Annotated in this window: 18 protein-coding genes and 1 pseudogene; 5 read left to right on the top strand and 14 right to left on the bottom strand. The window is 44.1% G+C overall.

The genetic code is table 11. The features are described from left to right. The first annotated feature begins 67 nt into the window (after positions 1 to 67). From ACJJIZ_RS11600 to ACJJIZ_RS11590, 3 genes are all read left to right on the top strand, one after another. Positions 68 to 457, top strand: a complete 390-nt coding sequence (locus ACJJIZ_RS11600; protein ID WP_444913477.1) for a hypothetical protein — start codon at positions 68 to 70, stop codon at positions 455 to 457. 556 nt (positions 458 to 1013) lie between these two features. Further along, positions 1014 to 2993 (top strand): alkyl/aryl-sulfatase, encoded by a 1980-nt coding sequence (locus ACJJIZ_RS11595; RefSeq protein WP_444913476.1) that lies wholly within the window; start codon positions 1014 to 1016, stop codon positions 2991 to 2993. A 715-nt stretch (positions 2994 to 3708) separates the two neighbouring features. Beyond that, a complete protein-coding gene (locus ACJJIZ_RS11590) occupies positions 3709 to 4392 on the top strand; it encodes a hypothetical protein (protein WP_444913475.1) in 684 nt (227 codons plus the stop codon). A 528-nt stretch (positions 4393 to 4920) separates the two neighbouring features. On the opposite strand, the gene ACJJIZ_RS11585 is transcribed toward ACJJIZ_RS11590, so the two are convergent. The 6 genes and pseudogenes from ACJJIZ_RS11585 to ACJJIZ_RS11560 form a co-directional block, all read right to left on the bottom strand. Next, positions 4921 to 5976 (bottom strand): acyltransferase family protein, encoded by a 1056-nt coding sequence (locus tag ACJJIZ_RS11585; protein ID WP_444913474.1) that lies wholly within the window; start codon positions 5974 to 5976, stop codon positions 4921 to 4923. Positions 5977 to 6842: 866 nt separating this feature from the next. Continuing rightward, positions 6843 to 8000 (bottom strand): acyltransferase family protein, encoded by a 1158-nt coding sequence (locus ACJJIZ_RS11580; RefSeq protein ID WP_444913473.1) that lies wholly within the window; start codon positions 7998 to 8000, stop codon positions 6843 to 6845. A gap of 55 nt (positions 8001 to 8055) precedes the next feature. Beyond that, entirely contained in the window at positions 8056 to 8232 is a 177-nt protein-coding gene (locus ACJJIZ_RS11575) for an IS3 family transposase (protein ID WP_444913472.1), read from the bottom strand. 455 nt (positions 8233 to 8687) lie between these two features. Next, a complete protein-coding gene (locus ACJJIZ_RS11570; protein ID WP_444913471.1) occupies positions 8688 to 9518 on the bottom strand; it encodes a trypsin-like serine protease in 831 nt (276 codons plus the stop codon). A gap of 2290 nt (positions 9519 to 11808) precedes the next feature. Then, positions 11809 to 12558 (bottom strand): annotated as a pseudogene (locus ACJJIZ_RS11565) (IS3 family transposase); the annotation flags it as partial. 335 nt (positions 12559 to 12893) lie between these two features. Then, the gene (locus tag ACJJIZ_RS11560) at positions 12894 to 13214 is read right to left on the bottom strand and encodes a hypothetical protein (RefSeq protein WP_444913470.1); all 321 of its coding nucleotides are present in this window, start codon (positions 13212 to 13214) and stop codon (positions 12894 to 12896) included. A gap of 337 nt (positions 13215 to 13551) precedes the next feature. Between ACJJIZ_RS11560 and ACJJIZ_RS11555 the strand changes: the two genes are divergently transcribed. Beyond that, entirely contained in the window at positions 13552 to 14493 is a 942-nt protein-coding gene (locus ACJJIZ_RS11555; protein ID WP_444913469.1) for an IS110 family RNA-guided transposase, read from the top strand. 34 nt (positions 14494 to 14527) lie between these two features. Here ACJJIZ_RS11555 and ACJJIZ_RS11550 read toward each other — a convergent pair whose 3' ends face one another. From ACJJIZ_RS11550 to ACJJIZ_RS11525, 6 genes are all read right to left on the bottom strand, one after another. Further along, positions 14528 to 14878 (bottom strand): hypothetical protein, encoded by a 351-nt coding sequence (locus tag ACJJIZ_RS11550; protein ID WP_444913468.1) that lies wholly within the window; start codon positions 14876 to 14878, stop codon positions 14528 to 14530. Between the two features lie 64 nt (positions 14879 to 14942). Continuing rightward, a complete protein-coding gene (locus ACJJIZ_RS11545) occupies positions 14943 to 16136 on the bottom strand; it encodes an IS91 family transposase (protein ID WP_444913467.1) in 1194 nt (397 codons plus the stop codon). A gap of 161 nt (positions 16137 to 16297) precedes the next feature. After that, positions 16298 to 16561, bottom strand: coding sequence for a CPCC family cysteine-rich protein (locus ACJJIZ_RS11540; protein WP_444908403.1), 264 nt, complete (start codon positions 16559 to 16561; stop codon positions 16298 to 16300). Positions 16562 to 16724: 163 nt separating this feature from the next. Next, the gene (ltrA, locus tag ACJJIZ_RS11535) at positions 16725 to 18014 is read right to left on the bottom strand and encodes a group II intron reverse transcriptase/maturase (protein WP_444913466.1); all 1290 of its coding nucleotides are present in this window, start codon (positions 18012 to 18014) and stop codon (positions 16725 to 16727) included. 638 nt (positions 18015 to 18652) lie between these two features. Then, the gene (locus tag ACJJIZ_RS11530) at positions 18653 to 18922 is read right to left on the bottom strand and encodes a hypothetical protein (RefSeq protein ID WP_444913465.1); all 270 of its coding nucleotides are present in this window, start codon (positions 18920 to 18922) and stop codon (positions 18653 to 18655) included. 486 nt (positions 18923 to 19408) lie between these two features. Then, positions 19409 to 19990 (bottom strand): HAD family hydrolase, encoded by a 582-nt coding sequence (locus tag ACJJIZ_RS11525; RefSeq protein ID WP_282933239.1) that lies wholly within the window; start codon positions 19988 to 19990, stop codon positions 19409 to 19411. 180 nt (positions 19991 to 20170) lie between these two features. On the opposite strand from ACJJIZ_RS11525, the gene ACJJIZ_RS11520 reads away from it, so the two are divergent. Then, entirely contained in the window at positions 20171 to 21553 is a 1383-nt protein-coding gene (locus tag ACJJIZ_RS11520) for an amidase family protein (RefSeq protein ID WP_444913464.1), read from the top strand. Between the two features lie 24 nt (positions 21554 to 21577). Here the strand turns inward: ACJJIZ_RS11520 and ACJJIZ_RS11515 are convergent, their stop codons facing one another. Continuing rightward, complete coding sequence (locus ACJJIZ_RS11515; protein ID WP_444913463.1) at positions 21578 to 22447, bottom strand: SMP-30/gluconolactonase/LRE family protein; 870 nt, start codon at positions 22445 to 22447, stop codon at positions 21578 to 21580. 146 nt (positions 22448 to 22593) lie between these two features. Further along, positions 22594 to 23418, bottom strand: a complete 825-nt coding sequence (locus tag ACJJIZ_RS11510; protein WP_282933242.1) for a transporter substrate-binding domain-containing protein — start codon at positions 23416 to 23418, stop codon at positions 22594 to 22596. Positions 23419 to 23448 lie beyond the last annotated feature (30 nt).

Genomic DNA, 23448 nt, shown 5'->3' with positions numbered 1-23448 from the left:
ATGTATTTTCTTTAACAGCCCCACATAAGGTATAGTTGGCCAACTCTATAAAAATAGAATGGATTCAATGAAAAATACAATAGCTGGAATAATAATAGGCTTAGTCGCCGGATACTTAGGCCCATTAATTACAGAATATTCTGCGGCCATCGCTATACCCGAAGCTTTCAGAGCACTCCTTTCAGATGGAGGGGCTGTCCTTTGGGAAATTTTTGTTGTCCATTTACTAGGATATGGACTAATTGTTTTCACACTCATTTTCTTAGCATCTAGGCTGATAAAACTGCATCCATGGGCAACTGCAGCAATTGCCATTATTGCCTGCGAAGCCACTCTGTATTTTTTCCACACCAGTGAATACACACTTTACCTGCCTCATATCGTAGCTCTGGCATTTTGCGCATTCTTAAGCGCAACGCTCTCTAAGAAGAGCGCAAATATATCACCTGCCGCTTAATTACCTCTCGAGTTAAGATTAATAGAAGTTAAAGAATTTTTGATCGGCGACCTGTTCAAATTCCAGCCAGATGGTGTCTTATTTTTAAAATAGAATTTGATAAATAAGACACCCTGTTTTGAATGGCTAGCTTGGTACTAGCACCAACAGAAAAAAGCTAAAAATAAACTTACCTTTACGACCATCTACTATCATAGAAACCTTCCTAAACCTGTTAAATATAAAATCCCTAAGGGCATATAAAAACAGACCAGATTAAACTATCAGCTACGACAATCCAGCGTCTTCGATTCAGGAACCACAAACTCTTCACACATCACAATGCCGACAATCGTGACTGTATTGGTAGAAAATACAAAGCCCAATGACAAAACTGGTTAACCAGTGGGTAACATGAAACTGCTTCCCTTGCAGAAAGACTTTTACGCCGCCAAAGGGACAATTCTTGTCTTGACGCGCCACCGCAGGTGGGAGAAGCTAAGGCCACTCTGGGCAATAAAAACCCTGTCCCAGTATAAAAATGAAGTTTCATGTACACCGATTTTGGGGAGTCTCAATGCGCTCGCTGATACTGATGTGGTTGCTGTCCTTCTTTTTGATTGCCTGTGGTAGTGAACCGAAAACTCACACAGAAAATTTAAATACCGAGATCAAACCCGCCTCCAAGGCAACTATTTCCCACAATAGATCCCTGGCAAAACAACTCCCCTTCGGCGATGAAACTGATTTTCTGCTGGCTAAACGAGGCTTTATTGAATCTATTCCCGGCGCCCAAGTGAAAAATACCGAAGGTCGGGAAGTCTATGGGCTATCCCAGATGCAATTTTTACAAGGTACCCCTCCTGATACCGTCAACCCCAGCCTTTGGCGTCAGGCCCAGCTCAACGTCCTGAATAACGGCCTGTTCAAAGTGGTAGATGGTATCTATCAGGTGCGCTCGCTGGATCTGGCCAATATGACTCTGGTGCAGGGAGAAAACGGCTGGATTGTTATCGACCCTCTCACTTCTGTGGAGACTGCAGCCGCAGCACTTGCACTGGCCAACAAGGCACTAGGAGAGCAACCGGTAAGTGCAGTTATCTTTACCCATAGCCACGCAGACCATTTCGCCGGAATAACTGGAGTTCTAACTAAAGAACAGCTCGCGAGCGGTTCTATCGACATTATTGCACCAGAGGGTTTTGCTGAGGAGGCGATTAGCGAGAATGTGCGCACCGGAAACGTGATGCAACGCCGTGCGTTATACCAATTTGGAAATTTACTGCCCTCCAGTCCGGAGGGTTTTGTCTCTTCCGGCTTAGGCAACCGAGTATCAGATGGTGAGCACGGAATAGCTACGCCAACAATAGAGATTACTGAAACCGGTGCAGAGATGACAGTTGATGGAGTGGACATCGTCTTCATTAACACGCCCGGGGCCGAAGCACCCGCAGAGATTGTGTTTTTCTTCCCTCAATTTAACGCACTCTGCATGAGTGAGATCGCCAACCATACACTGCATAATATTTACACTCTGCGTGGTGCGAAAACCCGCGATGCCAAGGCCTGGAGTCGCTATATTGAGTACGCCATGGAGAAATTTGGCGATAAGACCGAGGTGGTTTTCAGCAGCCACCACTGGCCCACCTGGGGCAAAGATGAAGCAATGGATTACCTGGCTAAGCAGAGGGATCTTTATAAGTACATCCACGACCAAACCCTGCGCCTAGCTAACCACGGTTACGATATGGTCGAAGTCGCAGAGCGCCTTGAGCTGCCCGAGAACCTCTCTCAGGCTTGGGCCAATCGAGGATACTACGGCACTGTCAATGTTGGAGCCAAGGCAGTTTACAATCGCTATCTGGGTTATTTCGATGGCAACCCAGCAAACCTCCACCCTATTCCTCAGGAAGAAGCTGCAGAGCACTACATCGACTACATGGGCGGGGGAGAAGCCATTATGGCTCGGGCCCGACAGGATTTTGCCCAGGGCAATTATCGCTGGGTAGCCATGGTGCTAAAGCACTTGGTTTTCGCTGAACCTGAGAACGAGCAAGCTCGTTACCTATTGGCTGATAGCTTGGAGCAACTCGGCTACCAGGCAGAATCTGGTATCTGGCGCAACTTTTATCTCTCCGGAGCCAAGGAATTACGCCATGGTATTGAATACCGTGAAGAAATACTGCCCGATGAAGAAATAGTAGCGCGAGTCCCTCTCCAGCTGCTTTTCGACGCGATGGCGGTGCGCCTTAATGGTGAGAAAGCGGCAGATGCAGATATCCGCTTAAATATCGATATGACTGACACTGGAGAAAAGTACTTAGTCGTAGTACAAAATGGGGTGCTGCACGGCTACCCAGGCCGACACAGTAGCGAGCCCTCTGCCAGCCTCGCTCTGAACAGTACCGACTTACGTATGATGTTTAGCGGGTTAGTAGGCGCCCCTACTCTAATCAAAGATGGTAGACTCAAGGTGAGCGGAAATCCTTTGGCACTAATAAAATTTGGGCGGTTATTTGATAAATTTGATCGTAATTTTAGCCTTGTAACACCTTGAAGAAGTTAAGCGCCCAGCGTGTAAAATTCTAACTAACCACAAACTGTAATACGCCTGATAACAGCAGATATCTGACCCATACCAACCCAAACAATACAGAGCCTTTTGGGCTCTGTATGTTTACAAGGCTAAATTCTCCCTACCCAAGAAAGTCATACTACCCATTGATAGAATGTGCCCCGCATAGCACGTGAACCCATCTGCCAAACTAACTACCCATTCGTCTATTTCAAACCTGCATCAGCATTCAATAACTGTTCAACCAAATTGAAAATCATGACACACAGAATGCAAAGTTCTGCAGGAAACTTCTTAGATAGATTAATTTACAAGAGCCTCTAAAACAGCCTCTGCAGTGATTAAGATAATCTCGGCACATAATAAGATTACTCACCACCCCACCTCACTCCGCCCTAAAAGCCAACCTGCTATAAACCACGCATAAAACCTATAACCGCAGAATCACAACCTAAGCCAACCATATATTAAATCCAACTTAAAAACCCTCAATTTACTCACAATAGAAATAGACAACACGCACAAATCAAACCTATTACTATTTATTGATATTACGCACCAAACAACAAATACGTAATAGTTCTTCTAGCCGTCAACATCGAAAATTACAAAACCTTACAACGGCTTGATTGGCTCACATAAAATATTTACTGTCCACACCGCATTATTAAATCGTATTGGACAATGGAAATGGACAATGGAAGATATAATGGAACTTTCGGTAGCAACAAAGATTGCTGCAACAGATACGACAGCCAGGGACTTTAAGTCTTATCGATCATTTCGCACCAAAATCCTTGCAGCAACAAGGATTGAAGATGGTCTTGCGGTAGATTCAAAATACTACGATGAGTTGCTAACTTCCTCCGGGGCATTAAATGTCTGGTCGTTGTATATGCTTCAATCACTTGAATGCATGATTGAAGCGTCTCAGGTTGCACTTGAATCTCTTGATCAACTCAAGGATAGTCTTTCAGAAATTCTAAGGCTTGATGCGGATTCACTTTTAATACAGATACGCGCCAATACAGAGGTCGATGAAACATTGGCGACAGCGCTTAAAGAAGGTTTAAAAAAGTATGGCACTACGGAGAAATGGCTCTTAACTCTTCGACAAGCACTTTTAAGCAGAATAGAAATTAGCGAAGAAGGAAAGCGCCTAGTTGAGGCTATTCAGGAAGGTCGACCACCGGAAAGACCACAGCTGTTTCCCGTCTTAACCTACCTTCACGACGACTCTCTTGCTTTAATTTTTTGTTTGCTTGGCGGCCTCACAATGAAGGCAATCTGCGTTGTTACTCTACTAATTGCCCTCGCACCGCACAGCCCTAGCGAACCACCGCCGCCCCCTCCACCACCACCGCCACCCCCTGAGGACTAACAAAATTAACAACTCCAACAATACATCGAGTTCATTGTGGTATGCAGTTAAAAATTAGAGTACAACTTAATTGCATGAGTTATTGCTAGTGGCAAGGGCGGCAGAGATAAAGCACTGAGCGCCCTTGTCAGTTTCCATCTATATTTCTATGATTCTATTTGCAACACAAGCTATAAATAAATCCACCTAACTGCACTGAGAGCTTTTGCAAGAACTGTTAGCTAACATTCAGCAAGTCATCTGATTAAATATTTACCAACTGAAAGCCAAACCTTATTTGCCTATCCATGTTTAGGATTTGGGCAGTATCGATAACTTAAGTTATTTGTCGTCTCGTAAATATCACCACTGGATACACTCTCATTAATTTGGCAATAGTAACCATATCGACTTGAAGATCTTCAGCTGGAGCTACAACTCCAACTTTGAGCTCTGATGCGTACCCAATAACGCGTTTTTCACTTACTATTTTAGGCGCACTCTTCTACCCTATTCAAAAGGCAAGCATCTACTCGAAAAGGAGAGATTTCAACTTCCTTTAGCAGAGGCGCAGCCTTGTTTCGCCCTTTGGTTTGACTTGTTAGATGACATGCTTCGTATTTTCTTAGCAATAGGCTTCTCAAAAAAATGAAAAGAAATATATGCAGCCAGCACACTTAAAGAGAAAGATAGTATCAACTTTAACTCAACGGATAAATCTAATTTATTTACCTGCACAATAATTGGCATATGCAGCATGTACAAAGAATATGAAATCTTCCCGAAAAAATCGCCAAACCTATTTACCAGTAGAATATTATTATTCGGAACTAAAAACACTACACAAAAGAAAACACAACTCATTACCAGTAACACTTCGTAACTTAGCCACATTTTCTGTTTTGCATCAGAGGTAATCATTGTTAAATCAGGATACATCAGAGGAATTAAACAAAGCGCCAACATAAACCAGTGCTTTCTAAGATACCGCGGAACTTTGAGAGATTTATAGTTCATCCCGCACATAACACCGACAAAGAAAAACGGCAAACTCCTAAGCACATTAAACTCATTGTATGGAATACCATAAACTTCACCGTATACTCTCGGGAAATTGGAGAAAAACAGTAAAATCATTAAAGTGAAAATAGATAGATAAATATAACCAGACCGATTCTTAGCACATGCCCAGAAAATTATAAAAATGAGATAAAACTGTATTTCTGGTGGAATTGACCATAGAATACTCTCTCCATACAAGAACAGCAAATGACCTAATAGCGCATTAAGATCAGGTATGCTGTAAAGAGTATTGTTACCTGAAATTGACAGTAAATAAGATCCAACTACCACAACCAAGTATAAAGGTAAAACTCTTCCCATTCTCGCTAAAAAATAATATGTGACGTTGGCTTTTGTGAAGTCTTTCTCTAAATAGAGATATGACATCAAAAAGCCACTGAGCAAGAAAAACAGCATTACACCATATGCACCAGAACCGCCACCCAATACGCCATCAAGCCAATTCGTAATGTCGCTAAAATGGGTAACAAAAACAATTAGAGCTGCTAATCCCCGCAATGTATTAAGCTTTCTAATCTCCAAAATCTACTCCTAACTAGAAAGACATTAGTCATGCCCACAAAAAGTAGACATTCTAACTATGTATATTTACGCTCATGCCCTGATGGACTTACATAGCCCAATGCAAAATTGCCCATCAATCTTATTGTATAATTTTAAATATATTCAAACACTTCAGATTTGACTTACTCTTCGCTTTCAAATGCGCTAGCATATTATATGCTTTACGAACACATAATCTACCTAGGTAAACTACTGGTAAAAAATTGAACTAAAACCCAAACTGGCAATAATACCTAAAATTAATACTCTTAGGTAAAAATCAACCAAATTATCCATAAAAAATATTAGTGGCTGATAAATGGTAATTAAGGTCCAAGGGTATGAAAGTATTAGTATCAGAAATCCAGGGATATTGTAGCCATTATCCCAGTGCAAATTAGCAGCTCTGAATATACTCCAGGAAATGTAGTAAGAAATGCTTAATATGAATGGGATTAAGAACGCTTTTTCAATTTTACTGCCCATGCATATAACATAACGTTGCAATAAAGAGCAGTCAAAGAGGAACGTAGGCTGCCCAACCTAGTCTCCGGCCGGGAAATCTTGCCTGGCTCGGTTACAGCTGACGACCTTTGAACGACCTACATACTCTGCCAACCGCCTTTGGCTAACCGCTGTCAGACAGATTTACAGGGAAAATAACATACTTTGCTTCTCAGTTAACTACCTGACAGCCCATGACAAATAACGCTGATAACTTGTGGAGCTTGTTAGCTCAAAATGTAGGCACTCGAACGAAACGGCTATGCTAGCTTCCAGAAAAACTCTCTGAAATGTGTGTTCAGTGGTGCTTGCAACTACAAACCATCTAAAAAATGACCACCTCAAACTGAGGCATCGCTTGCAGCGCCCTGCTGACTTAAACTCTTATAAACTACACGCTTTGACTTTAAACCAAACAGATAACGAAAAATACCTATAGGCTTTACGACAAAATAACATAGCAAAATACATACAAGGGACGCACCAAGTAATAAGCTCATTGACTTTACCGCAATACTTGCATCCCATTGCACTATATAAAAGGCAAGCGCAACGATAACTGTTTGGTGCAATATATAGAATGGATAAATCAATTCATTTGCGGTATGTAGCCATTTGGGTGTTTGCTTGAAGAACGCACTTGCATACCCCACTAATACCAACAGCCCAGACCAAGAAACAAGTGTACAAACTAACCACCAAAGCTGCCAACGTACCGCTAGTGGTACATATTCGCTAATATCAGGTTTGAAGTAGTAACCATAAAATAGAACAGTGCTGAATATGAACCATTTTAAATTGACTGACCGGTTGTTAGTCACAGACTGCCATATTTTAGGACTACTCATGAAACACATACCAGCCATGAAGAACAGCAAGAAAAACAACGATACAGATAAGTTATCAATACTGTTATCTTGAGCAGGCATTAGAAGTTTAAGGCCGCACCTCAACAATAGAACCACAAGGACAAGTGAAAACAATCCATGCTTAAATAGCGCTAGCCGCTCAAGTCTGATAATAAAGGCTTTACCCACTTGGCTGTCGAGCCCTGACTTAAAAGGCACGGCAAGTAGCATAAACACAATAAGGAACTCGATAAACCAAAGATGATTAGATTCAAATGTCAGAGATAGATGCTGATACGCATCAATTATACTTTTGTAGTCATTTATGTTTTCGAAGTAATTTTGAGGTGGCACTATGAGTACCATGCCAACAATTAGTGGGACAAAGAGCCGATAGAACTTATTGACGATAAATGTTCTCGTATTAATCTTTTTTAGCAAAAGCAGGCTACCCACTCCAGCGATAAAAAAGAGAGTATGCAATCTTAGCTGCTCAAAATACACCATGATATCATCAAGTAACTTACTTGATTTTCCATTCATCACATGCCAACCATCCCCATTAAACGGCATGAACACATGATGTAAGAATACGGCCAAGATTAGAAAAACTCTTAGCCAGTCTAATTCTGAATATCTTCTTTCTTTCATTTAACCCGAACCTTCCATTGGCTTTGGACTTTCCCACAAAAAGTAGACGCTCTAACTATGTGCATTTGCTCACATACTCAACTGGACCCATATAGCCTAATGCAGAGTGCCTACGAACTCCATAGTAGGAAACCTCAATATATTCAAACACCTCAGATTTTGCTTGCTCTTCGCTTTCGGGTGTTCCGGCATAGACTAACTCGACTTTTAGCCTGCTAAAGAATGATTCCATTGCGGCATTGTCCTAACAGTCAGCTTGGCGACTCATACTCCGCTTGAACTTGCTTTCGGACAAGAGATCCTGGCATTTCTTCGAACGATATTACACAGCCCTATCAGAGCGAACTATTAGTCTATGCTCCTGTTGTATAAGCTAAGCGATGTAGATCCGTGAGCACGACTCACCTAACTCTTGGTGCTTATCAGGCAACAGTTTAAATCCACAAATCTGCTGTTAACTGGCGCTGAGTTTTCGTGCTACAGGTCAATTGTTGCCCCTGACTTGGCCGCCCTCTAAACTGCCTCTCTGCAAACCCCTTCGTATACGCCTGAATTCTTTCTTACCCATGATACGCCCCTTGTTAGGCCTAATCTTAACCATACAGAGCGCCTACTGAACGTAGGTAAGTCTTATTTCTCATGCCGATCAACGCTTCGCTAGCTTCCCGTCAGCGTGGATCACTATTTTTATTCCTCGGCAGATATGGTGCTTTCGATCCATACTATATAATGAGAAATACGAACGCTATTTCCGAGATCACCGTAAAGTGGGCCACGATATGTACGAAGATCTTTTTCACTAGAGGCCCACGAAGCAAGACCAGCAAGATACCATTTCTCATTTTCCTTAATGAGGACGGGGCTTCCACTATCGCCACTACCCGACACACCCTCGAGTGGAATAGCAGATTTTGGCGAATCGAATTTGTAGGAAATCCAACGTACATCTACATTAGAAATGACATTATAAGCTCGGCGTAAAGTGGTTCGATGGGGACTTTGAGGCTCCACTCCATCATAGCCATTGCCCGTCGCCCCCTTGCCGATTATTTGGACAGTCTTGCCTTTCTCATCACTACCAAGAAAAAGAGAGACCGGTTCAACATCGGCAATTGGTTCTTTAAGCTTAATAAGCGCAATATCATCGGACAATGCCAAAAACTCTCTCAAATTTGATCCATCACCCGAGGCTAATGCATTTTCAACAAGAGTTGAAGGTGGTTCCTTGTATCCTGGATGTACAATTACTGTCTCTACCTTACGCGATAGGCCGCTAATCATTATCTCCTCAATACAATGCTGCATACAAGCTACATGTGCAGCTGTAACAACCCATTGAGGGTAAATTAATACACCGTGCCCTTCACCTGGAAAGTCAACAAGCGCTGGGAAGGTAGATACGGGAATTTGATATTTATTATCTTCAATATCATGACGAATGACTATGGCATTGGCCGCAAAAGATACTGTAAGTATGAGCGAGAAAAAGTATGGTTTTATATTTTTCATATCCTTCATTCCAACATTTACTCCGAAACAACTGTCGATAGGCTAACGTCCTAAATACGAGTAGTGTAAAGCTAGCAGTTTACTCGAGTATTTTTGCAAGCAAAGTGATAGGTCTATACTTCCTTATGAGATTTATCTTGTATGGTTGTTCTTCCCCAATTCTGATGTTGAAAGTCCTTTTCAGTGACGGATAAATTGAGTCCCACCTTCAGCGGCCACCGAAAGCCTTGTTTATCACAGTTCGCTGTCTAACCTACTCATAAAAGATCGACAACATGTATGAATATGATAAGCAACCACTAGGCATAACTCGAAAAGCCATGTGGGCCTCGAGCCCGAATAGCAAGTCGGAGATAGCTTATCTTATGGGACCTCAAGAGATCAATGTCGGCATCAATACCAGCAGTAGAGAACTCAATATTTACGTGAGACCTACTGGCCAATACTTTAGTGTTGACAATGATAAAAATACCATTAAGCAATTACAACCTATTAAGCCTCGAAGAGCATTTACAGAGTCTACCGGGAGACTTAACATAGAGCTCATTTGTGCCACAGACAGAGCGGAGTTGCTTATTGCTGCCTGCAACCCTTCGTAGATATGAAACTTTACATAGTCCCTCGGACGACTCGTCGAGACTGACAAACTAGGCGCTATTGACATTGCACGTTTTGGTGAAACTTTGAAACCTAGACTACCTGTGATAAAGCCAGAAAAAATTAGGAAGACCAGTAGCTTGCTGGCCGTATGAAGCCAGTGTTTAGAAATGAATAAATGCAAAATAATCGGCTTCAGAGGATGCCAAAATCAGTGTAAAACCTACCCAGACCATTCTAAACACAATCAAGAGAGAGCTACAAGGTATAGGCAAACAACCTTATAAACTAGTTAACGGTGGGCCTGAATGGCGGTAAAGATGCGACCTATTCTTAAGTACCAAAGGCGTCGGAAATGTATTGGCTTATACGCTGATGTGTAAACCTCCTGAATCAGGAAAGTTTAATCATCAAAGAAATAGCCTCCAGTGAAAGAGATATATTCGGACCCGAAGACATCGTGTACGCACGGTTCTGCTTGTTGCCAAGCATGCAGCCATGCCAGCCATGCCAGCCATGCAGCATCATCCCAAACTAAAGTCGATGTGTAAGCAATTAGCCGACGCTGGTAAACCTAAAAAGGTCGCTCTGATTGACTGCATGAGAAAGCAGATTATGATCCTAAATACGATGGTGAAAAATAACACCTATTGGGGTGAATAGTATGACTTAAAAAATTGACGAGCGACCATAGTTACTTGTTATCTTTGACCATATTCCGATAGCAGCTACAGAGCTATAAAAGTAGGCGTTTTCCCAATACCCCTGACACTTCAGGGTAAAACCTAGACCAACCATCAATTTTCAATGACCTTTATTGGCTCGACCTGTTATTACATCAAATTCATAAAACTCTTCTTTCCTTGTTAACCACGTGCCCTTCCATTGCGTTCCATACTGCTCAAAGATATCGGAATAATTCAATCGAATTCACTCACTCGCGAACATCCCCTTTTGGGACAACAGTAAGCTATACCATGGGTACATAGTTTCATCATTTATAAATTCGTCCGCTCACTTTTTTATTTCGAGGAACAAAAACCCATTCTGTTGTTCTGTGTTCTTATTCCGAATTCGGCAAAGCTATCAACATTCATAATAAAATTAACGCCCCGTTAGGCGGCAGTCGCAAGCTGTGATATGCTTTTGAGTACAGCTTGTGACTGCCCACCTTCAAGGTTCTTTATACGTTTGCTCCCTTTCCTTTATTTATGAACAAATATACAAATGTGATTACATAAATAGGCCAGAATAACGCCAAATTTCTTAGCAAATCATATAAGTCTTCATAGTATAGAAACTGGTGAAATGCAGCATTCGCGGCCACTAAGATAAGCCAAATTTTGGGAATTAAAGTACGCTTAATGCTAAACCCAAATATGAAAAGCGCACAGAGAATATAAAGAGGAATCATCGCAAAAAACTCTAAACTATCAAACCATGTTCGATGCTCTATATTTCTAATGTGAAAATAAGCTAAATATAAATATCCACACAGTTTAGGCCAAAAATATGCGTGAATTATTATTAGTTCTGATTTCATGCTAAACCTCAAATGATTACCGACGTTGGTCTTACCTACAAAAAGTAGACACTCTAACTATGTATATTTACGCTCATACTCTGCCGGACTTACATAGCCCAATGCAGAATACACATCAACCTTATTGTACAAAATCTCAATGTATTCAAACACCTTAGATTATACTTGCTCTTCGCCTTCGAATATTCTGGCATAGACCAGCTCGAATTTTAGCCTGCTAAAGAATGATTCCATTGCCGTATTATCCCAACAGGTAGCCTGACGACTCATACTCGGCTTGCACTTGCTTTCGGACAAAAGATCCTGGTATTTCTGCGATCGATATTGCACATCCCTGTCAGAGTGAACTAGCAGTCCAGGCTTTATTGGTCTTCGCTCTAGGGCCATTTTCAATGCTCGACATGTCAATTCATCGGTCATCTGCGAGTCAAATGCCCAACCTACAATACGTCGAGAGTACAGATCCATAGCTACCGCGAGGTACAAGCACCGCTCCAGAACCCAGATATACGTAATGTCACTGGTCCAGCGACAATTTGGTCGATCCACATCAAAGCAACGCTTAAGCAAGTTGGCGGAGACGTTAATGCTCCCCTCTACGGGCTGACTATATCGAAAGCCTTTGACGTTTCTCGCTTTAATATGCTCCTGTTGCATAAGCTTAGCGACGTAGTTCCGTGAGCATGGCTCACCTAACTCTTGAAGCTCGCAAGCGATTCTAGGCGCGCCATAACAACCTTTAAACGCAGTAAACGTCTCTCGGATTTTCTCGATTGTTCGTATCTTTCTAATCGTGCGTGGAGCTGGCAACCTCACCCGCCATCGATAATATCCCGATCTTGAGACTTCTAAACTCCGACACATCAAGCTAACCGGGAATGACCCTACATGCTCTTGTATCAATGCGTACTTTACTCTTGGTGGTTCTCAAAGTACGCAACTGCCTTTTTAGAAACTCAACCTCCTGACGAGCTTCATGCAGTTCCTTCTTGAGCTTGCGAACTTCAGCGCTTCCCTGTTTGGAATAGTCGACACCGTCTAAACTATTGAACTGTTTATCAGACAGTCGATTAAATTGACGGCGCCAGCTGTAGATCTTCTGTGCGCTGACGCCTAGCTCTCATGCCACAGCAGCCGTCTTTACTCTAGGTTTTTCCGCTCTCTTAAGTGCACAAATTTATTGGCTATAACTTGCCAGGCACGAGCACAAGCCAGGATTTAGTGTCCAACCTTTAAGCATCTAGTTAGTTATACTTTAACTCATTATCAGTTATAACTAACATATCATCTAGAACTTCACCATTTAAATCAGAAATCCAACAGTAATAACCAACTTCCTCTTCATCGAGAGTGATATCAAGGTAAGTCTCTATGCATGGATTTGACCTAAATTCATGCTTAAAACAAAGTTTATGAGCATGAAAATTGTATTTAAATTTACTAGTTATTGAAGCGTCAATATCAAAGTCTGCGGATGAAGACCACTCTTTAGCTCCCTTAAAGGCTCGAGACTCAAGATTATGCTCCACCACCAACTTATCCAAACTATTTAGCAGCTCTTCCATTATTTAATCGTCTTTTGACATAGCTAACGCGGGCTACAGCGGCTGACAAATCTGACGGTTTTTCTGTGCCGGTACAAAAAGTGACAGGTTTGGTAGTCCACTGCTGCCCCTTGTATGGTTGTTCTTGATCGATTCTGATGTTGAAAATCCTTTTCGTTAACGGGTAAATTGAGACCCACCTTCGGCGGCCACCGAAGGCCTTGTTTGTCACAGTTCGTTGCTGCGCCGGTTTATAAAGACCGTTAACAAGTAGGAACGTGACAGACACTCACTAGGCATAACTCGAATAGTCATGTGGGCCTCGAGCCCGAATAGCAAGGCGGAGATAGCTTATCTTATGGAACCTCAAGAGATCAATGTCGGTATCGATACCAGCAGTAAACAACTCGATATTTATGTGAGACCTACTGGCCAGTTTTTTAGTGTTGCCAATGATAAAAATGGCATTAAGGATGCCATTAAACAACTACAACCTCTTAAACCTCAAAGAGTATTAATAGAGTCTACGGGAAGACTCGAGTTACAGTTTGTTTGCGCCGCCGGCAAAGCAGGATTACCTATTGTTGTTTGCAATCCTTCGCAGATAAGAAGCTTCGCTAAATCCGCAGGTCGCCTCGCCAAAACTGACAAGCTAGATGCAATGGATATTGCACATTTTGGTGAGGCCATGAAACCAAGGCTGTCGACGCTAAAACCAGAAAAACTTAGGGAGGTCAGTGACTTACTTACTGTAAGAAGCCAGTGCTTAGAGATGAGCACAATGCAAAAAAATCGGCTTCAGCGGATGCCTAAATCAGTACACAAACCTATCCAGACCATTTTAAGCACCATTAAAAAAGAGTTACAAGGTATCGACAAAAAACTGGATAAACTGGTTAACAGTGTGTCTGAGTGGCGGCAAAGGCGCGACCTATTGTTGAGCGCTAAAGGAGTCGGAAATGTATTGGCTTATACGCTGATGAGTGAACTTCCTGAGCTCGGAAAATTGAACCGTAAAGAGATCGCTGCACTTGTAGGTGTCGCCCCGATGAACCGTGATAGCGGCAGCTTCCAGGGAAAGAGATATATTCGAGGCGGAAGGCATCGTGTACGTACGGTTCTATTTGTTTCCATCATGTCGGCCATACAACATCATCCCAAACTAAAGCCGATGTATAAGCGATTAGTCGACGCTGGCAAACCTAAAAAGGTCGCTCTGATTGCCTGCATGAGAAAGCAGATTACGATCCTGAATACGATGGTAAAAAATAACACCTACTGGGATGAAAGTATGGCTTAATAACTTGACGAACAACCATAGTCACTTGTTAAGTTCACTCCTCTCTAGTACGAACCCACTGAGACTTCATTGACGTTCTTGTGGCGCTCCAGCCAGGAGGTAAATCTGCGATTGAATACAAAGTAGGATCAAGCGATATGATCTCGCCCATACCCACAATCATTAGGTCTTCTGATTTATTAGTGGTACCGCAAGTGAACGCCCATGAATCATCATCCGCGTAGTGCACTACCATTAATACTGGAAGTGAATCCTTAACGACCTGCTTGGTCGTTATCGCGGCAACATTCTTTGCTTGATCAAATGGCCAATCCAATTTCTCTACTCCACTTGCGGACAACGAACAACAGAGCATTACCAGAAATGTAATTAATTGCTTTTTCATATCCGTAACTTAACGCTTAGATAACCTGCACTGCAGGCGGTAAAAAAATGACTTGGCATTGAATTTAGGCCGAACTAAAGAGGCCCATTCCTGCAGTGTCTGGTTCATCGCCATGTTGTACATTCCCGCCGGCACTATCTTGCCGAGCCGCCCTCTTTATAAAGGAAATTCCTTTTTTCGCCTTAGACCACACTCTGCCAGTCAACTTTGTAGATTCATGGCACTGCCCACACTCTACCACCAGATCTTGGATTTGCAATCCAGCTGGGAGTCGTTGATCTTTCATTAAACCCACTTGATTACTACATAGATCTTGCTTTTTCTTATTGCACCCAGCATATAACCCATAACTCCGTACCATGTGTTTTCCTATTGGAGGTATGTGCTGCAAGACACGTCTTAAGAACTCCTGAGGCTTTAATCTTAGTCGCTTGCGTCGCTGGTCACGGTGATCAAAATAACGAAATTCCAGCTCCTTATGATCCACGTTTAATATCTGCTTTGGCTTCAGCGGGCCACCTTTGATATATCGTGAAAAATACAGAAGCACTCCTTGTCCATGCTCATATCGATCCTGAATACGAACTGACCATTCTTTGCGATAGCAAGCTTTAAAGAGAATATCAAACTGGCCAATGGGCCAACTGGGAGGCAGCTTGATTAGCCCAGCACGATACTGCTCTAGTAACAGCGCTTGAAACTTTCCCCTATAAAGACTCTTAACCACTCGCACAGGTAATAAATACTCACCTGTTTCTTTCCAGTTTTCTCTTAAAGTCAAACCGCCAGCGGTGATCAGGCAGTGTATATGTGGATGTAAAGTTAACTGTCTTCCCCAAGTATGCAGAGCCATAAGCATCCCGGGGGTTACGCCGTGATAGTCCTTACTTGCCATCAATTCAAATAGCGTTTCTTTACTCGACAAAAAGAGTATATCTGTAAGCTTCTCCTCGTTGTATTGCCATATCGGCAGATACTCATGAGGTATAGTAAAGACCACATGAAAATGTTCTGTATCAAATAATTTACGACGCTGCTGATCAACCCACTGGAGCTGTTTTCTGCCTGAGCAAAGGGGGCAACTTCTATGCCTACAAGAATGATGCTGCTCAGTGACATGGTTGTGCTTACAACGATAATAACTGCTTCCCATCGATTTTGTACGGCATTCTTGTATCGAGGAGATAGCCTTTAAATTTTTTAGTGGTTGCGCAGTTTTAGATAAATAACCACTGTACGCAGAAAATATATTTTGCAATACCCGGTTATGCATTTTCTAAAATGCCTCTTATAATTTAAAAGCGGCACCACTCCCGCGCAGCGGGTTTGTACAACGCCCGGCTTAAGGGCGGATTTGTAGCGGCGAAGCTGCGGAAAAGCCGTCCCAGCCATGCGAAGCATGGCGACTACAGCCGCTTGTTATACGTTGCGCTTTGTAACATGTAATGTACGTCTTTCTTTTGCGCTTATTACCACGTTGTTAAACTCAGCCTTCCAGGCTCCGAACTTTACGAAATTGCTTCTCGCTTGACGAAGACTCATATCATCGTTTAAATCAGATGCCGCATCCCAATCTGGGTTTTCTGGATCAAGACAGTCGTCTTCCCAGAAGCAGACTGGGCATACTAGGCATTTGCCTCGCTCCGCTAGTGAATAATAATCACAGCACGGGCACTGCTTCATATTTTCACTCATGGGGAATTCCTTTAATTCCATCGCTCGGTCTCGACTTACGTAGTAGTGGTAGGACAGCCGGTTACCCTAACTGCCCCCACGCAGATCCGGACGTGCGGAACTACCGCATCCGGCTCTTCAGTAATATATTCGCTCGTGTAAAGCACGAACCCTAATACCAGTCCACAAGTATACTGCGTTTGTATACTCGCGGTGGCTTTAGCCCAAAATATCCCAGCATTTCCTTTAGACTATTCCAGTTATAACTCTTGCGCTGACTCCGTCGATTGAGCCATTTGTGTATGCTGTGTAGAACATAGCTGTACAAACGGGACAAGCTTCGACTGTTGTCTGGCAGACCGAAGTAGTTCTGGAAGCCTTGTAGCTTGCGCTTCAGTGTGGGCAGCCATTCTCTCAGACGCTCACTGCGCTTGGCTTTGATCCAGTGGTAGAGCGCTTCCATTGTGCCCTTCTGTTTCTTTGCGGCAGTCCGGCGCCTGAGCCTGGGACGTTTGTTGACGTCCAAGCTCCAGTAGAACTCAAAACCCAGAAACTGGAACTGCCGTTTTCGGCCCGGATGGAAGCGGCTAAAGCGCTTCAGGTGCGTTTTCTCGGGGGTTAACTGCAGGCCAAACTTGTTCAGCCGTTGCGGTAGTACCCGGTAAAAGCGCTCTGCATCCGTTTTCAATTGGAAAGCCGCTACATAATCATCGGCGTACCGGATTAGCATGGCTCTGCCACGCATACGCGGCTTAACCTTCTTCTCGAACCACAAATCCAGGACGTAGTGCAGATAGATGTTCGCCAGTACCGGACTGATCACGCCACCTTGCGGGGTGCCTGCTGCCGCTTTACTGAACTTACCATCTGGAGTTTGCACGCGCACCTTAAGCCACTGTTTAATCAGTGTCAGCAGGGCTTTGTCGTCGATACGAAGGGCTAGCATGCGCAGTAACCAGTCGTGATCCAGCTGATCAAAGAAGCCTTTAATATCGGCTTCAACGATGTAGCCGTAGCCTTTGAATTGCAGGTTTAAGCCAAGGCTATGTACGGCTTGGTGGGCGCTTTTCCTGGGGCGGTAGCCGTAGCTAAAGGGCAGAAAATCCTGCTCCCAGATACTTTGCAGTAGCTGCGCTACGCTCTGCTGCACCAGTTTGTCTTCCACCGTAGGCAGCCCCAGTGGGCGCTGCTTGCCGTTGCCTTTGGGAATCAATACCCGCTTAATCGCCTGGGTACGGTAGCGTTTGTCACACAGCCGTTGATGTAGGCATTGGATATTTTGCGGCAGACCTTGCCGGTAAACTTCGGTTGTTACTCCATCAATACCGCAGCGGGCCTGCTTGTTGAGCTGGCCCCAGCTTTGATACAGCAGGTTGGAATTTAGCAGTCCGTATAAATTCTGAAACCTGTGCGTGGGGTGGCTCTGTGCTTTAAATGCGATGGCGTGCAAGGCGGTTGTCATAGTGTATCCAGCCCTACTTTGTCCGGACTATGTTTCTGTTGCACACCGATATTACTGTCAGCCCCTTCGCCATGTAAGCGGCTTTCCCGCTCTCGGACTACTATGAGCTGATCCGACTTCCGAGTGGTCTTCGTTGGTTTCACCATTAGGCTTAACTTCCCTACCTGCTCCTTCAGGAACCTGCTCGGATCTCTCAAGTTCTCAATACCTCTCTTTCTACATGCCATGGCTTGATAACCCCGCCGATCCGCCACAACCTCACCAATGCGGTTGCTTTGCCTGGACTTCGATGGCGTTACACATCTCGTCGATCGGAGCTCACTTTATTATCGGAGCGATACCAGCACTTCAGGATCACGATAACCCCTATGGCCTATAGAATTCTCTGTGTACGCTTCACATAGTTTGTTCACAGTGAGAAAAAAATGAGTATATTTTTTTTTCCTTCTGCTCCGCCCTACGCGCAACACTCGATACGGGTGGCTGGTTAGGCCTTACCCGACAGGGACTTCCACCCTGCAAGAAGCATCAAGCTTAGCTTGACGCACTAACGCCGTGCTAAACGGCGCGCGCTTTTTGCGCGTCCAGTGGAGGCCGCTTTCGGCCGGAACGGTGTTTGAGCACCTTGTTATAGGCCTTCACTCTGCAGCCCTACCTACAATTTTAAGCTGTATACCACTAGCTATTTCTATGATTGAAGAAAGACTTACTTGAAACCAATACTCATCTCCAGCTTGGTCATAAAAGCTAAAGCAGAACTCCTGTTCATCTGCATCAAAGCCACCACGAAAAGAACCTGAGTGAAACATATCATCGGATTCTATTTCGGACCACTGGGAGATTGAATACGACTTGGCTTTAATTTGCTTACAGATTTTTATGAATTCTTGGGATATAGGTACTTCCATTACTCGAACCCTGCTGCTCTATAACATTTATATAGTAATCACTCTGACCACTATTGTATTGACTACTATCTCATAATCAATCTACCGCCGCCACTACAGTTTCTCATTAGAAATCAGCTAGTTACACTAAAATGGCACGATTAAACAAACTACAAAAACGATCACCATGACTACTATCTCAATTTCACCCTACTCACGTAACCCCATAATTTTTAAGTGTTTTCCACAAACTTTCAGCCGAACCCAGAAATAACACTCATCATGATCATATTTCTCCAAGCTGGCACTTACCAACTGGCGTAAATTATAATCTGACCAACATTCAAATGAGCTTAACCGTGAGCAAGCTCCTGAAAATTAATATTCAGAAAGAGGGAGCAAGTTGAGGGCAGGCATGTCTGGATGGCTTAAGTAGATTTTAAAGGCCAAGAAACTACCTCTACACAATAATCTGTTATACCTCTAACCTTTCTTACTGCCAAAAATCTATTTTTGAATATTTAAACGTTCTATCACTTCCAACACCGAATCAAAACCCTTGGTATGAAACGCAGTCATACCCACCTTATTCGCCACCTCTACGTTTCTAGAGATATCATCCATATACACAACACTACTGGCTTCGACTTCCAGCTGCTCAAGCGCATGCTTGAAAAATGCTTCATCGGGCTTTGCCATACCTATAAGGTGGGAAGCGAATATTCTGCCCAAATAGTTATGTGCATTAAATTCATGAGTGATGCGTGGCCAGTGAAGTTCATTGGTATTTGTCAATGCGGCCACTTTGTAGTTTTTCTCTAGAGAACTGAGTAATTCAATTGCTCCTGGATAGAATCCAGCAGGCCAGTTTGTGAAATGATCGATAATAGTCTCTATCGATTCCTCTATTTCCAATTGAGATTTTAAAGCGTTTGCAAATTCTTCCGTGGTGATTTCTCCTCTCTCAAACTGCCTTACCGGACCGGAGATAATGACATCAGTCACAGGCGCTTTACCGGTTGGTAATGGACGGCCTTTTAGCTCTATTAGTACGCCGCCGAGATCAAACAGTAATACATCAATTTTCAAAACCCATAACCCTCATATTTTCAATGGCCAGAAACGCGCTGCTCACTCTTCACCATCAGATACGCCTCGGAGAGATCAAGGCTAGTGCTATCAAATTAGCCAATATCATTCTTATCGTCCTACTTTCTTTCTCACTATGATCTAAGATCCCAAGTACAATCAGAAGCTAGTAAGCAAACTATGACGACTTCCCTTCATGAGCTTGTGGAGATGGTGCTCGCAAGAAAGATTAGCGCAGTATCACTGATTGAAGAAGCTTGTGACAATGCAGTTGCTCATTCCGAACTCAATGCTTTTATCTGCCTCGATCGGCATGGCGCCCTTCAAAAAGCCAAATGCATTGACAGGGAATTGGCCTCCGGTAGCCACCGTAGGCCCCTTGCCGGTATCCCCATCGCTGTTAAAGACAATATCAATGTAAAGGGTATGCATACCACTGCTGGGACCCTTGGCATGAACTTTCTGCCGAAGTCCTCTGCCCCAGTGGTTGAGCGGCTAGAGGGATGTGGGGCCATAGTGGTTGGGAAGACCAATCTACATGAGCTCGCCTTTGGCGTAACCTCCAATAACGCTGCATTTGGTGCCGTAAGGAATCCGTGGGACATCGCTTGCTTCCCCGGCGGTTCATCGGGGGGCACCGCTGTTGCTGTAGCCGCGGGGATTGTGCCCGCTGGCCTCGGCACCGATACCGCCGGCTCCGTCAGATTACCGGCGGCGTTAACTGGTATTGTTGGCTTTCGCCCTTCAACTGGCAGCCTTAGCTGCCAAGGAGTCGTACCCTCTGTGCCAGCATTTGACACGATCGGCCCTATGGCTGTTAGTGTCGAAGATACCATCTATCTGTTTGAAGTGATGACAGGAGTCTCCGTACCCCAATGCAAGCCAATCAATCAGTTGCGCTTGGGGCTTGCCCATCCTCTATTTGACAACCTCTCACCTGGAGTAAGCCAGTCTTTCAGGGCTCTAATCAGTACCCTTATTGATGCCGGAGTAGACCTGGTAGAAGTAGACCTTTCACCAATAGTCAGCGCCGCTCTCGAAATCGGATTTCCCGTCGGGTTTCATCAGATGCGGACTGCCATGGGGCATTTTCTGGCGAATTATCAACCACAAACTCAACTAGAGGGTTTGGTAGCAATGATCAAAAGTGAGGATGTGAAAGAGGTCTATCAGGAATCAGTGCTCGGCCCTAAGGCGCCGCCAGACTCAGCTTATCAAGCGGCCTTAAAGAAATTGCCTGCTGTGCACGAGAGCTATTCGAAGATCATCCAGCAGCATCAACTGGACGCGATCGTATTTCCAACTGCTCCTATCGAAGCGCAACCCCTGGAAACATCCTCATATCAACTGGAGCTAAATGGACAGACACTCCCCACCCTGGACACACTGATATACAACAATGTCTCCGCACCAGTTACCGGTGCCCCGAGCATCAGCATCCCCATCGGGCCAAGTACCAATGGATTACCGGTGGGCCTGGAGATAGATGGGTTACCCGGAGCGGATTTGGCACTACTTGCCGTAGCTAGACAGATCGAACAGGCAATAACACTCCAAAAGTAAGAGGAACTATCCCCCCTCTTCCCCTCAGGGCATTGTCTTCCATATAGCGGTATTACTTGATGAGTAAATTGCTTTACCGTCAGTTGCTACGCTATACACGCCGCCGGGAACAGGGTAAAGATTAACCAGAGAGCCGTTCTCTCGATAGTGTCGCAGTCCGTCACCTGCCGCCACCCACAGATTATTTTTGGGGCCAGTAACAATAAAACCATCAGGAATCCCTACTGGTACCGACAACACCCACTGCTTCTCCTCCAATTTTTCCGGGGATGGCAAAGCGCTTACATAAATGTCTTTTGTTTTTTTGGGGTTGTAAGGATTCTTTCCATCGATAGCTGCAGTATCACCAATATAGATTTGGTTGCCTATTGGGGAGATTGCCAACCCATGAGGCATCATGTACTCCGCTGACAAGCGAATTAACTTTTTTGTTGAAGGATCAAAAGCGTAGACAGCTGGCGTTAACATTGGCTCAGGCTTGAAGCCTTGGTTGTAGCCGTAATCTGGATCGGTGAAGTAGATCCAGCCAGAGGGTGACTGTACAACTTTATTGGGTGAATTAAATGGCTTACCTTTATAGGCATCTACAAGCACTTCTCGTTGACCGTCTGAAAGGCTTATGCGGCTGATAGCGCCCGGGGTTGCTCCTTTCCCCTGCTCTGCAACCAATAAATATTCACCGTCATTGCTAAGCCACATGCTGTTTGCCATATTGCTTCGGTGCTTCCAGGTTACAACTTCGCCAGTAATAAAGTCGTAGTAACGGATCGCTATCTGTGGATTCTCAATCTCTAAATCTGGAACACTGGTGAAGTAGAGACGTTTCTGGGAGGGTACATAAACAAGCCCCTCATGTGCATCCGTTTCCACCAAGATCGAATGGGTAGCCTGCATCGGGGAATTCCCCAGTAGATAATTGCTGTAAGTAATAGCCAAGAAAAGGACTGAGCTGAAAAGCAAAGAAAAGAAGACACTGGGGGATTTAGTAGTCATATCGCCCCTAATTAGACTTTATCTGTACGGATAGTTCTGCGACTACTCTACTGTGAGCCGCTGAAGGTATCATCAGGGTCATTCTCTGAACCCACACTGGAAACGGCCTTATCCAGCATTCTATTGATCTCCCCACTCTCCTTTAGGCTTTCTAGAGCAGCATTTAGTCGCTCGAGCAGTTCCTTATTCCCTTTCTTAACACCGATACCAAAGGGCTTTGGCGGGAAGTCTCCACTAATATTCACCAGACGATATAAAGTCGGATAAGCTGATGCTTTACGCAAAAGTACCAGGTTGATAATGTCATTGGAGGCAGCATCAGCATTTCCACTTTGAACAGCCTCTAAGGTCGCTGAGCTTGTGGGCGCTACAACCAATCTTGCCCCCTCCAATGACGGTAGGACAGCACGCATTCTTTTCAGGGAAAGTGAGCCTTTAGTAACAGCAATTATCTTACCTTCCAGATCGATAAAGCTTTCAATATCGCTATCTTTATGGACCAGTAAACCCTCCCCAGTGACGTAATAAGGAATCGAAAAGTCCACTTTTTCCTCGCGCTCTGGAGTGATGGTAAACTGGGATACCACCATATCCACTCTTCCGTCTTCAAGTGCCTTTATACGATCCTCATCCAGCACACGGGTTAGCCTTATATAGCCAGGGCCGCCAAATAACTTCTCCCCAATTGCCCTGACCAGGTCAGGCTCAAAGCCTTCTATAGCGCCAGAAGAGGGTTCTCTATACGCCAACCCTGGAATATCATAAGTAACCCCAGCAACTAGCTCTCGATCCTCAAGATCAGCCCAAACATACCCCACATAAATAACCGATAAAACTAGCAAGCTGCCTATTAGACGGGACACTAGATACATAGCTAAGATCCAGTAATTTCAAATATATTG

This window comes from Microbulbifer maximicatervae (SeqCode) (genome assembly GCF_052467225.1).
Note: the sequence above shows the minus strand (reverse complement) of the source record. Positions and strands in the feature narration are given on the sequence as shown.

Coding starts and splice junctions, on each gene's coding strand:
- ACJJIZ_RS11600 (WP_444913477.1), top strand. CDS start 68: ATGAAAAATACAATAGCTGGAATAATAATAGGCTTAGTCGCCGGATAC.
- ACJJIZ_RS11595 (WP_444913476.1), top strand. CDS start 1,014: ATGCGCTCGCTGATACTGATGTGGTTGCTGTCCTTCTTTTTGATTGCC.
- ACJJIZ_RS11590 (WP_444913475.1), top strand. CDS start 3,709: ATGGAAGATATAATGGAACTTTCGGTAGCAACAAAGATTGCTGCAACA.
- ACJJIZ_RS11580 (WP_444913473.1), bottom strand. CDS start 8,000: ATGAAAGAAAGAAGATATTCAGAATTAGACTGGCTAAGAGTTTTTCTA.
- ACJJIZ_RS11575 (WP_444913472.1), bottom strand. CDS start 8,232: ATGGAATCATTCTTTAGCAGGCTAAAAGTCGAGTTAGTCTATGCCGGA.
- ACJJIZ_RS11570 (WP_444913471.1), bottom strand. CDS start 9,518: ATGAAGGATATGAAAAATATAAAACCATACTTTTTCTCGCTCATACTT.
- ACJJIZ_RS11560 (WP_444913470.1), bottom strand. CDS start 13,214: ATGGAAGAGCTGCTAAATAGTTTGGATAAGTTGGTGGTGGAGCATAAT.
- ACJJIZ_RS11555 (WP_444913469.1), top strand. CDS start 13,552: ATGGAACCTCAAGAGATCAATGTCGGTATCGATACCAGCAGTAAACAA.
- ACJJIZ_RS11550 (WP_444913468.1), bottom strand. CDS start 14,878: ATGAAAAAGCAATTAATTACATTTCTGGTAATGCTCTGTTGTTCGTTG.
- ACJJIZ_RS11540 (WP_444908403.1), bottom strand. CDS start 16,561: ATGAAGCAGTGCCCGTGCTGTGATTATTATTCACTAGCGGAGCGAGGC.
- ltrA (WP_444913466.1), bottom strand. CDS start 18,014: ATGACAACCGCCTTGCACGCCATCGCATTTAAAGCACAGAGCCACCCC.
- ACJJIZ_RS11530 (WP_444913465.1), bottom strand. CDS start 18,922: ATGGAAGTACCTATATCCCAAGAATTCATAAAAATCTGTAAGCAAATT.
- ACJJIZ_RS11520 (WP_444913464.1), top strand. CDS start 20,171: ATGACGACTTCCCTTCATGAGCTTGTGGAGATGGTGCTCGCAAGAAAG.
- ACJJIZ_RS11515 (WP_444913463.1), bottom strand. CDS start 22,447: ATGCAGGCTACCCATTCGATCTTGGTGGAAACGGATGCACATGAGGGG.
- ACJJIZ_RS11510 (WP_282933242.1), bottom strand. CDS start 23,418: ATGTATCTAGTGTCCCGTCTAATAGGCAGCTTGCTAGTTTTATCGGTT.